Origin of the sequence: Sphingobium sp. PAMC28499 (genome assembly GCF_004795815.1) — a bacterium.
GTDB classification, from domain to species: domain Bacteria; phylum Pseudomonadota; class Alphaproteobacteria; order Sphingomonadales; family Sphingomonadaceae; genus Sphingobium; species Sphingobium yanoikuyae.
In genome coordinates, this window is sequence record NZ_CP039248.1 from 4,486,043 (window position 1) to 4,498,987 (window position 12,945).

Consider the following 12,945-nt stretch of genomic DNA (forward strand, 5'->3'; position numbering starts at 1 on the left):
GACGAGACCCTGACGAGCGGTTTTCGGACGATCAACGCGGTGGCGCGAAATCCAGCACCAGTTCCTGTGCATCGGCCGTGCTGGAAAGGGTGCCGCCATGCGCGGCCATGATGCGGGCGACGATCGCCAGCCCCAGCCCGGCGCCTTCGCTGCTGGCATGATCCGCGCGGCGATGGCGCTGGACCAGTTCGGCCAGCCGCTCGGGCGTGAGGCCGGTGCCGCCGTCCTTCACCCGCAAGCGCGGGCCGGGACCGGCGATCACGGTGACGGCGCCACCCGCCGGCGTCACCCGCAGCGCATTTTCGACAAGGTTGCGCAGCGCCGCCGCGACCGTCTCGCGCTGCCCCATGATCGGCGCGACATCGCCGACGCGGGTCAGCGACAGGCTCTTGTCGGCAGCAATCGCGCCGGGCGCCATCAGGCTGACGATGTCGGCGCCGACATCCTCCAGCCGGACGCCGTCGCGGATCGACTGGGCCACGCTCTGCGCCTCGACCCGCGCGAGCAGCATCAACTGGTCGATCAGCCGGCGCATCGCGATCACCTCGGCGCGCAGACGCGGCGCATCGGGATGGTCGAGCCCGTCCAGTTCCAGCGCCAGCACGGCGAGCGGCGTGCGCAGTTCATGCGCGACATCGGCGGCGAACGCCTCATGGTCACGCGCTGCCTGGTCGAGCTGGCCGAGCAGGCGATTGACCGCCTGGGCGAAGGGCACCGCCTCGGTCGGGAAGGCGGCATGATCGATCAGCACCCCGCGCTGATGACGTTCGGCCACCTGCAACTGGGCGACCGCCTCCCCCAATGGCGCCAGCGCCTTTCGGATCACGATCAGGCTGGCCATGCCCATCGGGATGATCAGCACCAGGATCGGCAGGATGACATGCTCGAACAATTCGCGGAAGGCATGGCGGGCGGCCGCCGGGTCGCCCAGCGCGGTGAAGCTTTGCCTATGTTCGTTGATGATGAAGACGAGCAGCAGCGTGGTGCCGATGAAGCCCACGATCGATAGGCCGATGAAGAGCCGACGGGCAATCGAGCGACGCTGGCTCATGCCGCCGGCTCCCGCAGCATATAGCCGACGCCGCGCACGGTATGGAGCATGCCACGCGCGCCCGCTTCCTCCAGCTTGCGGCGCAGGCGCGACACCGTGGCCTCGACAGCATTGGGGGTGACCGGCTCGGCAAAGGAATAGAGCGCGCTTTCGATGCTCTCGCGCCGGACCACGGCGCCGGCCTGGCGCAGCAGCAGTTCCAGCAGATCGGTCTCACGGCGCGACAGATCGATCGCCTGCCCTGCGCACAGTGTCATGCGCCGCGCCGAATCGACCAGCAGCGGCCCGAAGCGCAATTCGGTCTGGGCACGCGGCCCCGGACGGCGCATCAGCGCACGGATGCGGGCAGCGATCTCGTCCACCTCGGCGGGCTTTACCACATAATCGTCGGCGCCGGCGTCGAGGCCGGTGATCCGGTCCTCAAGGGCGTCACGCGCCGTCAGGATCAGGGCCGGCTGCATATGCCCCTGCCGCCTGATGTCGCGCAGCCAGGCAATGCCGTCGCCATCAGGCAGGCCGCGATCGACGATCAGTACATCATGAACTTCCGCTGCGACGGCCTCTGTCGCAATGATCAGCGTTTCGGCATGGTCGCAATGGAACCCCCGCCGCTCGAGGCCGGCAATCAGCAATCCGGCCAGTCGACTATTGTCCTCAATCAGCAAGAGACGCATGATGAGTCTCATCCCGTTTCATCCATGGTGGATCAACAGATTTCTCTGGAAGTCGCCAAGTTTCTTGGCCCTCGCCGCCTTCTCCTGCTCATCCTTCGGCGTGAAACGGTCGGCATAGCAGACGCTGGTCCCTACCTCGCCCTTGCGGACATTGCCGCCCAGCGCCTGCGCCTGCCGATAGGCGATCCAGCGCTGCGCGCCATAGCCCCGCTCGACAGACGGTCCAACAGGATCAGGATATTGATGCCTGAATAGCAGCGGCCCGTTGCCGCATTGCGGAGAAGCCCCGTGACAGTGAGGCTCGTGTCCCAGGGCTGCACCCATGGCAGCCGTCCCTCTTCCAGCTGTGCGATGATATGCTGCGTCACATCGTCATAGAGCGATCCATTACCCGTACCCATGTCCTTTCTCCTGCCTCTCCAGCACCGGCCGCCGGAATGGCGGGGATGGGCGGCAAGGAGCCGCACGGCAGGCCCGTGCCCATAAGGCGGGCTGCACCCGCAGGGCCGCAACGCAAGAGAAGGAGCCGGTGCAGCCGCGCTGGCAGCAGCCAGCAGCCCAAAAGGCTGCAATGCGTCAGCGACCGACCTATATGGGACGAGTTAGGCAAAGCCGTCTCGAAGGCGCCAGGGCGCCATAGGGCGTGGTCTGCCAGAGGCGGAGACGCCAAAAATAAAGATCCCATCGACAGAAAAATATGACAGGCTTCAAATATTTTTACGCACCTCACGAACATTACAGAAAGATAAATTCAGAACTTTAAAACATTTTAATTTTATGGCTGTCAGAGATGTACGTATAAATTGTCGTGGCTGCAGTTGAATATATCTGAAATATTATATTTGATTTTAACAGATTTTTTCTCGGCTATTAATTCCACCACTCCACCAATACAATCAGTGAATTTTTGATAAATAAGCAATAATCGCAAAGGACACGGCGACATCAATTGCGCGTGACCTGCCCCAGCGTGAGCATCACCACACTGTGCTCGGGCAATGTCACGGTCAGAGCGCCTTGCGAGAGGGTCGCGCCACTGAACGGGACAGGCCTCACCACATCGGGCGATCCGAAATCATTGTGCGACTGGACACTCGGCGCGGTCAGGATACGCCCCTCGACCATAGAGGCGGTTACCCCCTCCAGTTTCGCGGTCACTGTCATCGGTCGATTGGGGTCGGTGTTGGTAAGGGCGATATGCACAATGCCTGCGCTGTCGCGCACCGCCGCTGCGCTGAGCGCAGGCATCGCCCATTGATCCCTGCTGTACCAGGGGGATGCCAATTCCAAGGGCAGGAAGGTCGCATCCTGGAAGGGCTTGTACATGTCGAACACATGATAGGTGGGCGTCAGCACCATCTTGTCGTCGCGGGTCAGGATCATGGCCTGGAGCACATTCACCATCTGGGCGATGTTGGTCATGCGCACCCGGTCGGCATGGCGGGCGAACAGGTTGATGTTGAGCGCGGCGATGATCGCATCGCGCATACTATTCTGCTGATAGAGGAATCCGGGATTGGTGCCGGGTTCAACATCGGTCCAGATGCCCCATTCGTCCACCGCCAGGTTGACGCGCTTTTCGGGATCATATTTGTCCATGATCGCGCCATGCTTTTCCAGCAGTTCCTCCATGACCAGGGTGCTGGCAAGCGTGCGGGCATAGTCCGTTTCGGTGAATTGGGTCGCCGATCCCTTCACCTTGCCGCGCATGGGATGGGTGTAATAATGCAGGCCGATGCCATCGATCGACTTGCCTGCAACGCGCATCATCACATCGGTCCAATCATAGTCGCGGCTGTTTGCCCCGCTGGCGATCTTGAGGATTTTCACGCCATATGGCGCCTTCACGAAAGTTGCGTAACGGCGTGTGATGTCAGCCGCATATTCGGCGCGCATGTTGCCGCCGCACCCCCATAGCTCGTTCCCGATGCCGAACATGGGAAGTTTCCAAGGCTCCTTGCGGCCGTTCTTGGCGCGCTCCTGCGCCAGCGTACCGGCCGGTGCGGTCATATATTCCACCCACTCCGCCATTTCCGCCGGCGATCCATTACCGACATTGCCCGACACATAGGCTTCCGCACCGATCAGTTCGGCGAAATCCATGAACTCGTGCGTGCCAAAGCTGTTGGGTTCAGCAACGCCGCCCCAATGGGTGTTGATCTTGACCGGACGCTTGCCGCGCGGGCCGACCCCCTCGCGCCAATGATATTCGTCGGCAAAGCAGCCTCCCGGCCAGCGGACCAGGGGCACCGACAATGTCTTGAGCGCCGCGACGACATCATTGCGATAGCCGCGCGTGTTCGGGATTTTCGATTCCGGCCCGACCCAGATACCGCCATAAATGCCATAACCCAGATGTTCGGCAAATTGGCTGAAGATCCGACGATCGACCCTCGCTCCAGGCTTGTCTGCATGCAGCGTAACGGTCGCGGCGGGCATCGCGGTTTCCTGCGCCGTCACCTGTCCACCGGACGTCAGGATCGTCGCTGCAAGCAGCGCGATGGACACCAACAAACGCTTCTTCATTACCCCTCTCCCAATCCTGCGCGTCTCACGCCTTTCTGAGCGGCTCCACGATCGCGGCGATGTCGCGGTCACCTTCGCCAACCAGATCCGCGTCGATGAAGCGCTGCCGTGCGGCCTGCGCAATGGCGGAAACAATCCCTACATCAGCCAGCGCCTGCGCCGCATAGCCCAGATCCTTTGCCATCAACGGGACCACGAAATGCGGGGCATAATCGCGATCGAGCATTCGACGGCCCACGCCCTTCACCATCGGACTGGCGGGGGCACCGTCAAAGAGGATGGACATGGCCTGCTCGATGTCCAGTCCATGTTTCTCGAACAGGGCGATGACTTCGGCCAGGCTGGCCGCCTGCACGCCGCACAGGTAATTATTGGCAAGCTTGATCGTAGCGGCGCTGCCGACAGGTCCGAGATGGACAAGCGCCCCGCCCATGGCATCGAAGGCTGGGCGAGCGACTGCGATCGCCTCCGCGTCACCGCCGACGAGGAAGCGGAGCGTACCCTGTGCCGCCTGATCCCGGCTGCCGGTCACCGGCGCTTCCAGGAAGCGCACGCCTCGGGCGACCGCTTGGCGGGCAAGGTCGCATACCCAGTCGCCGGTCAGGGTGCTGGATTCGATCGCGATCGCGCCGGCCTTCATGGCGGCAAGTGCGCCATCCTCGCCGGTCCAAACGGTTTTCGACACATCGTCATTGGCCAGCATGGCGATGACGATGTCGGCATGTTGCACCGCATCCGCCGGCGTCGCAGCCAAGCGTCCGCCAGCCGCGCGCAACGCCTCGGCCTTGTCTGCGCTGCGGTTCCACATAGTCAGGTCGAAGTCGGCCGCCAGCAACTGGCGCGCCATGCCGCCCCCCATGATGCCCAGCCCCAATATTGCTATCTTCATCATCCGATCACCTTGAAACGCGAGAGTGCAGCTTCGTCGATTTCGAGCCCCAGACCCGGGAGATTATCGTCGAGATCGATATGACCATCGACCGCCTGGGGCTCGCCCTTGAAGATGTACCAGAAGAGCTCGTTGCCCACCTCCACATCGACCATCGGGAAATATTCGGCGATGGGGCTGTTGAGGCTCGCCATCACCACATGATAATTGTGCATCTGGCCGGCATGGGGGACGACGGGGATGGAATAGGCCTCGGCGAGCGCCTGTATCTTTCGCGCGGCGGTGATGCCGCCGACGCGGTTGGTGTCGAACTGGAAGTAGTCGAGCGATTTCGCCTCGATCATCTGGCGGAAGCCATAGCTGGTAAATTCATGCTCGCCCGCCGCGATCGGCGTCGTGCCGAACCGGCGCAGTTCATGATAGCCATTGATATCGTCGGGGATGATCGCCTCCTCCAGCCAGCGCAGGTTGAAGGGTTCGATGAGGCGCATCATGCGCTTCGCATAGTCGAGGCTCCAGCCCATATAGGCGTCCGCCATGATGTCGATTTCGTCACCCACCGTTTCGCGCACGGTGCGGATCAGTTCGACATTGCGTGCCATGCCCTCCGCCCCGTCGATCGGCCCCCAGCCGAAACGCAGCTTCATCGCCTTGTAGCCCTGCGCCTTGTAGGCGGCGGCTTCCTGCGCCAGTTCGTCGAGCGGGATCGAGTAGAGGCGGCTGGCATAGACCGGAATCTTTGCCTTGGTCCGGCCGCCCAGCAGGCGGAAGACGGGCTGTTGCGCCGCCTTACCCATCAGATCCCAGATCGCGATGTCGAGCGCGGAAATCGCAACCAGCGCCACGCCCTTGCGCCCGAACGCCATGGTCTTGCGATACATATGCTGCCACAGAAACTCGCTGTCCCACGGATCCTGGCGGATCAACAAGGGGGCAAGATACTGGTCGATCAGTTGCTTGGTCACGAACGGCGCGAGCGCGGCATTGCCGATCCCGACCAGCCCCTGGTCGGTGAAGATTTCGACAATCAGCCAGCCATGGAAGGTGAAGGTGCCCATGGTTTCGGGCGACAGCATTGGCGACACCATATCCATGGGATTGGTGCAGAAGTGCGGCGGCAGCGGCACGGTTTCGCCTTCCCACTGGACGACGCGGGTGCGGATTTCGGTGATTTTCAAGGGACGACCTTTCGAGTGAAGCTGAGAGGCGAAATGCGAGGAATCGAGCGGCAGATCAGCGCAAAGGCGATCAGGTGCAGGGTGGCAGCAACGGTCAGCACCGGCGCGTAGCCAAGCCCGGCGTCGAGTGCCCAGCCAGCCGCCTGACCCATGACGATGCCACCAAAGGCGCCACCAAGGCCGACCAGCCCGGCAAGACGTCCCAGGGCGCTGCGCGGCGCAAGGTCGGTCGGCAGGGTCATGACGAGGGTCGACCAGCTTTGCTGCCCGAAGAAGGCGAGGCTGAAGATGCCAATGACCGCTGCGACCGAGGCAGTCGCGGGCGCCAGCATGACCCTGGGCATGCAGGCGGCGCTCAGGCCCAGAGCGATCTTGCGGGCGGCATCGACCGAACGGCCGGCGGAAAGAAGGCGGCTGGAGAGCCAGCCACCGCACAGACTGCCGACACCCGATGCCGCATAGGGAATCCAGCCGATGGTCGCCGCCTGTTTCAGGTCGAAGCCATGCGCCTCGAACAGATATTTGGGCAGCCAGAAGAGGTAGAAATACCAGGCGCCGTCGCTCAGGAACTTGGCGCCGACAAGGCCACGCACTTCACGGCGGGCAAGGAGCATGGCCACGGTCGGCGCCAGTCCGGCGTCCTCGCCTGCGGAGACGACGTCCCCGGCGGGCGTGCGATAGGTCAGGAACCACCAGAGCGCCCAGGCGAGGCCGAACCCGCCGGTGATGAAGAAAACCCACCGCCAGCTCGCCAGATCGAACCAGTGCCCGTAGGCTAGAATGCCCGCGATCAAGGGCGGTGCGACGACGGCGCCCACTGCCGTCCCGGCATTGACGAGGCCCATGGCGGCCGCGCGGCGTTCAGGCGGAAACCATTCGGCAATGGCGCGGGTGGCGGCGGGGAAGCCCCCGCCCTCCCCTATGCCGAGCAGCAGCCGGCTGACCACCAGCGCGGCGATGCCGCCCGCCACGCCATGGCTGGCGCAGGCCAGCGACCAGAAGATCATGATCGCCAGAAAGCCGCGCCGCGTTCCCACTCGATCCAGCAGCCAGCCGCCACCCAGATACATGAGGCCGTAGGTGGCGAGGAAGGCGGAATCGAGAACGGCCTTGGTCTGGTTGCCGATGGGGATGTCGGCTTCGATATATTTGATCGCCCAGGGAAGCGTCTGGCGATCAAGGTAGGAGATGGCGATGGCGACGGTGATCATCGCCGCAATCGCCCAGCGTTCCCGGTACGGCTCCGATGCGGCCACAACGGCCATCCTATTGCGCGTCCAGGATCAGCAGGGCGACACCCTGGCGCGGAAGCGCAAGATCGATGCTGGCCGCGCCACGTGGGCCGGCGACAGCGACCGTCTCCGCCTTCATGACCGACGCGGCCTCCAACTGCGCATATTGATCCTGATCGGGCGACTGGGGCGAGCCCATCTTCTTCCAGGCGGCAAAGGCATTGGCATGATCGCCATCCACTCGCCACAGCGTCGCCGAGGACGGCGCAGCCTTCAGTCCCTTCAAGCCGATCTTCAGCTGCGCATCCGGCCCAGCGACATCATCGTCATGATAATGCCAGAGTAGCAAGGCGACCTTGCCGTCCGCTGCGCGGGTGGCGATCGACCCAATATCGGCATCACCCTGGATGCCCTTCGTCATCGCCTGATCGAGCGGGATCTGCGCGCTGTTGACGGTTGAGAGCTTCGTTTCGCCAAGCTGCGCAAACATGCGGAAGACATTGAGAACCGGCAAGTCGACGCCATTGGTCGAGAGCTGGCGATAACCTGCGAACCAGGGCTGATCCTCGAACTCGAACGACCAGGACAGGACACCTTCCAGATTGACCTTTCTCCGTTCCGCCAATTCCCAGATGCGCGCGAAGCTGGCGGCGGTGTAGCTCGAATACATGGTGCCATTGCGATAGTCGTTTTGCGGTCCCGGACAGGCCGCGCAGCCTTCGGGATCGCTTTCGCCGATCACCACCGGCTTCCCGGCCAGCGACGGGATCGACAGCACTTTGGTAAAGCCGCGATCCGCTTCCCGCAAATGGGTCGCGATCCCCATGCGGACATGGCCATCGACAAATTCCGGCCGGCCCTTGGCATGGAAGGACAGGAAGTCGGTGGGCGTCCCGGTCTGGCCGGTCACATAATTCTTGCCGGACGACACATGCTTCAGGAAGCCGTCCATGAAAGCGCCGCCAGCGCCCGCAACGTCCGGACCACCGACCCGCGCGGTTGGCAGCGCGCGGCGCACCGCGCTGATCGCATAGTCATGCAGCTTGTAGAATTCCTCTGGCGAAGCGGTCCAGTAGAAGGGCGAGTTCGGCTCGTTCCAGACCTCGAAATACCATTTCTCGACCTCGGCCTTGCCGTATTTCTCGATATTGTGGAGCGTCCATTGATAGACCAGTTCCGCCCATTTCTCGTAATCCTTGGGGGGATAGGTCCAGCCGGTCGCGATCAGCTTGTAATCGAACCCGGGCCGCCAGCTATGCTGATAGGGCGTGCCGGCCGGCGCGGCTGACATGGCTTCGGGCATGAAGCCGATCTGCAGATAGGGCCGAACGCCGCGTGCCAGATAGGTGTCGATGATGCCGTCCACGACTTTCCAGTCATAGACCGGCTTGCCGTCCCTGGTTTCGGTATAGGCGTTGCTGCTGCCCCATTTGAAGGCGGCGGTGCCATCGCCGCTGCTCAACAGGTTATGGGCACGGAAATAGATCTCACCCTTCTTCAGTTCGCCCAGTTCGACCAGCAATTTCCGGCCGTCCTTCATGGTCGCATAATTGGGCTCGTCCGCGCCGAAGAAGCGCCAGACGGGCGGCAGCTTGCCTGCTGGCTTGGCCGCGTCCACGCTGATCGCGACCTGCCGGGCCGGCGCTGTCTGGGCATGGGCCAGTTGCGGCAGCGCCAGCAGCACCGACAGGGACGCGATCACTCGGGAAATGGTCATGGAACATCCTCTCGATATGGGCTTGTTCAAAGCTTTGCCCGGAAACCAAGGGCGAAGGTGCGCGTGTAGAGAACGGTATCGCGCGGATAGAGATTGGGGTCGTTGAACGAGGTTTGATAGAGATTTTTCAGAATGTTGGTCGCGTCGAACACGACCGTAAACTGGGGATTGATCTCGTAGGACAAAGACAGGTCCAGATTGCTGATCGCGCCGTTCGTGATGAAACTGGGATTGACCCCGGTAAAATGCAGGCCGGCATTATATTTGTCGCGCCAGACATAGGAGGCCCGCCCGGAAAAGCCGCCCTTTTCATAGATGAAGGTGGCGGTGCCGGAATATTTGGACACATTCTGGAAGGGGATGTCCATATAGCCGGTGACGCCGGGCAGCGGCGAGAGCGCCTTGTTGTTGCCATCGATATAGGTGCCGTTGGCGCTGATGCCGATGCCGTCCAGCCACTGGGGCAGTCCCTTGGGGAAGAAGGTGAAGCCGCCCTCAATTCCCTGCAGGCGTCCCGAACCGGAATTTTCCGGGCGGGTGATCTGATAGACGCCATTGTCGGCGCCCAGATAATCGATGTCGAAATTGCTGGTAACCGACTGGATGAAGCCCTTGACGTCGCGACGGAAGATCGTGGCGGTGATCGAGCTGGAACGGTCGATATACCATTCGAGCGACAGGTCGTAATTGTCGGAGCGGATCGGTTTCAGATCGGCGTTGCCGCTCGTTCCCCGGCCGAACGGTTGCTGACCGGGTACCGGTGGCGTCAAAGTGAGCGCCGGATTGAGCTGTGTGAAGCTCGGGCGCGTGATCGTCTTGCTGGCAGCGAAGCGCAGGAAGAGATTGTCCTTTAGCTTGTAGCGCAGCGCCAGGCTGGGCAACACATCCGTGCTCTTGTTCCGGATCGTGACGGGTGAGGTGGCGCCGCGCAGAACCAGGAAGGCATTGGATTTGATGTCGGTGCGGATCACGCGCACGCCGACCTGCCCGTCCAGTTGTCCGACCTCGATATTGGCCTGGCCATAGCCGGCCTGGTTTTTCTCCTTGATGTCGAAATGCTGGGTATCCTGGAAAGCCGGATCGCCGGGCGCGAGACCGAATAATTGCCGCAGCGATCCGATATTGTTCAGCAGATAGTCGGTGCCCGGCGTTGCCCATTGCTCCACGAACTTGCCGGTTCCCGTATCGAATCCGCCAGGTGTCACCGTCATCAGCCCCGGCAGGCTGTCCGCCTTGACAGCATAGCATTTGACCGAAACCGCCGGACCGCAATTCACGGTCTGGGTGAAACTGTCCGACTGCGCATCGCGCTGGCTGATCCGAAGGCCCGTATCCAGCCCGGAAAAGATCAGGAAAGGCGCGCGGTAGGAGAGATCGCCCCGCCAGGCCCATTCCCTGCCGTCGCCGATCGTGCGCGTGGTGGACAGGCGAGACAGATAATAGCGGTCCGGATCGGCAATGTCGTCATTGGGTAGGGAGAAATAGGGGGTGCCCGATCCATCATTGAAGACGGCATCGGTGCGGGACGCGATGAAGTCGACGTCCAGATTATTGCCGACATCGGTGGCCTTAGACCTTGTGTAGGACAGTTCCGTCGCGGCCTTCCAGTCGTTGGCCTCCCAATCCGCACCGATCGCCCCTTGCCAGCGATCCGCCTTGTTTCGGTAGGCCGTGCCGAAATTGGCGACACGCCCGCCGCTGATGCTGAGCGATTCTACCAGCTTGGTATCGCCCACGAATGCGAGCGGCGAGCGCAATGTGCCGTTCATCGACGTGAAATTCTGATTGCCGTTGCCGCGTTCGCGATAGCCGTAGAAAAGGCCGTCGGCATGAATGGTCAGGCGATCATCCGGCGCCCATTGCAGCGTGGCATTGACGGCCGGGCGGGTCCGGGTGCCGATCCGATCGAAGGCACCGATAACGTCGGTCCGAAACACGGCAGGGTCATTTGCGCCGTTACCGCGCGGGTCGAGCGGGACGCCTGGGGTGTAGGGCGCGCGGCTATTGTCGAGATTATAGCCGAAATATCCGCCGCTATAGACCGTGAAGTCGCGATAGCGGGTCTTGTGGTAGGAGACGCTCACCAATGCGCCAATCTCGCCGATGCCGGTCGACCAGCGATTGCTGATGAGCGCGCTGGCATAGGGATCGATCGTATCGGGCTGCTCGCTATAGACTTCGCGTCCGGCCAGCGCGACTTCCAGCCCCTTGAAGTCGAAGGGCCGGCGGGTGCGCACGTTGATGAGCCCGGCAATGCCGCCTTCCAGTTGATCGGCGGAACGCGATTTGTAGACGTCGACGCCGGCAACCAGGTCTGCCGGCACATCGGCCAGCGACAGGGAACGGCCGGTGGTACTGAAGATGTTGCGGCCGTTGACCAATGTCACGACGTCGGGAAGGCCACGGATCAGCACGGTCGCGGATTCGCCGCGCGCGCGGGGCGAAACCTGGATGCCGGGCACGCGCTGAAGCGCCTCGACCACATTGTTGTCGGGTAGCTTGCCGATATCCTCGGCAACGACGGAATCCACCAACTGCTGCGCATTACGCTTGATGTTTTGTGCCGACGAAAGGCTGGCTCGCATGCCGGTGACGATGATGTCGACATCGCTCACGCCCGTCCCGCTCGCCTCCGCATCACCCTGTGCCACGGCCTCTTGCGCCGCCAGCAACGCGACCAATGAGATGGACAGCTTCATAGCGCCTTTCATCACAGCAATCCCTCCGAGTCATTTTTATTTCTCATACTAGATTATGCGAATTAAAGGTGGTTTCAAGCGATATTTTGACGGAGTAATAGGGACATGTCGAAAATTCTCCACTTTTCCTCATACCAGTTCTGGCAAATGTCGGATCTGGCTTGACGATCGCAGCCGCAAATCGGACGAGAACCTATGACGCAAGCAGATGAGCACCCACTGTCCCGCCCCGCCAGCCAGCCCCAGCGCGCCGTGCACGACAGGATCGCGCATGACCTGGGCATCGCCATCGTGGGCGGCCGCTATCAGCCGGGAGACATATTGCCAGGCGAGGAGCGCTATAGCGCCGAACAGGGCATCTCGCGGACCGCCTATCGTGAGGCGGTCCGCGTCCTGTCAGCCAAGGGGCTGGTCCATAGCCGGACGAAGAGCGGCACGCGCATCAACGACCGGCTTCGCTGGAACATGCTGGACCTGGACGTTCTTGCATGGATGTTCGAAGCCGGACCCACGCCCGAGTTTCTCCGCGACATCTTCGAATTGCGTATCGTGGTGGAGCCGGCCGCGGCCCAGTTTGCAGCGCTCCGCCGTGATACGCAGGACATTTCACGCATGGGTCATGCGCTCGAGGAAATGCGGCGCTGCGGACTCCAGACGATGGAGGGACGCGCAGCCGACCAGAATTTTCACCGCCAGATCCTGCTCGCAACCCGCAATGAATCCCTCATCACGCTCGCGACATCGGTCACGGCGGTAGTTGCCTGGACCACGCGCTTTGCGCGCGATGAGCGCCAGGAGTCGCGCGATCCGATGCCCGACCATGACGCCGTTTTCGACGCGATCATGCGAGGAGACGGTGAGGATGCACGTTCGAAAATGCTGCTGCTGATCGGCAATGCATCGAGCGATGCCGGCATGCTGTGAACGAGAAAAACTATTTCTCATACCAGATATTGCAGTATCCGGCAGCAGACCGAAC

9 protein-coding genes and 1 pseudogene are annotated in these 12,945 nt (G+C 62.1%); 1 reads left to right on the forward strand and 9 read right to left on the reverse strand.

All coding sequences use genetic code 11. The annotated features are described in order from the left end of the window. Window positions 1–31: 31 nt before the first annotated feature. The 9 genes and pseudogenes from E5554_RS21285 to E5554_RS21325 all read right to left on the reverse strand — a co-directional run bounded on the left by E5554_RS21285 (window position 32) and on the right by E5554_RS21325 (window position 11,966). Window positions 32–1,051: a HAMP domain-containing sensor histidine kinase gene (locus tag E5554_RS21285; RefSeq protein WP_136188001.1), complete on the reverse strand. Its 1,020-nt coding sequence runs from the start codon at window positions 1,049–1,051 to the stop codon at window positions 32–34. Further along, complete coding sequence (locus E5554_RS21290) at window positions 1,048–1,725, reverse strand: response regulator transcription factor (RefSeq protein WP_026108710.1); 678 nt, start codon at window positions 1,723–1,725, stop codon at window positions 1,048–1,050. Before E5554_RS21290 ends, E5554_RS21285 begins: the two co-directional genes overlap by 4 nt. A 75-nt stretch (window positions 1,726–1,800) precedes the next feature. Then, window positions 1,801–2,126 (reverse strand): annotated as a pseudogene (locus tag E5554_RS21295) (ArdC-like ssDNA-binding domain-containing protein); the annotation flags it as partial. Window positions 2,127–2,670: 544 nt separating this feature from the next. Further along, window positions 2,671–4,164, reverse strand: a complete 1,494-nt coding sequence (locus E5554_RS21300; RefSeq protein WP_247594457.1) for an alpha-N-arabinofuranosidase — start codon at window positions 4,162–4,164, stop codon at window positions 2,671–2,673. A gap of 112 nt (window positions 4,165–4,276) precedes the next feature. Further along, on the reverse strand, window positions 4,277–5,143 hold the full coding sequence (locus tag E5554_RS21305) for an NAD(P)-dependent oxidoreductase (protein WP_247594324.1): 867 nt from the start codon (window positions 5,141–5,143) through the stop codon (window positions 4,277–4,279). Continuing rightward, window positions 5,140–6,318, reverse strand: a complete 1,179-nt coding sequence (locus E5554_RS21310; RefSeq protein WP_136188003.1) for an L-rhamnonate dehydratase — start codon at window positions 6,316–6,318, stop codon at window positions 5,140–5,142. The genes E5554_RS21305 and E5554_RS21310 overlap by 4 nt, the downstream gene beginning before the upstream one ends. Continuing rightward, on the reverse strand, window positions 6,315–7,583 hold the full coding sequence (locus tag E5554_RS21315) for an MFS transporter (RefSeq protein WP_247594325.1): 1,269 nt from the start codon (window positions 7,581–7,583) through the stop codon (window positions 6,315–6,317). Before E5554_RS21315 ends, E5554_RS21310 begins: the two co-directional genes overlap by 4 nt. A 1-nt stretch (window position 7,584) precedes the next feature. Beyond that, window positions 7,585–9,267 (reverse strand): beta-xylosidase, encoded by a 1,683-nt coding sequence (locus E5554_RS21320; RefSeq protein WP_136188005.1) that lies wholly within the window; start codon window positions 9,265–9,267, stop codon window positions 7,585–7,587. A gap of 26 nt (window positions 9,268–9,293) precedes the next feature. Further along, complete coding sequence (locus tag E5554_RS21325) at window positions 9,294–11,966, reverse strand: TonB-dependent receptor (protein ID WP_136188006.1); 2,673 nt, start codon at window positions 11,964–11,966, stop codon at window positions 9,294–9,296. Between the two features lie 195 nt (window positions 11,967–12,161). On the opposite strand from E5554_RS21325, the gene E5554_RS21330 reads away from it, so the two are divergent. Next, window positions 12,162–12,890, forward strand: a complete 729-nt coding sequence (locus E5554_RS21330) for a FadR/GntR family transcriptional regulator (protein WP_017498927.1) — start codon at window positions 12,162–12,164, stop codon at window positions 12,888–12,890. Window positions 12,891–12,945: the final 55 nt, after the last annotated feature.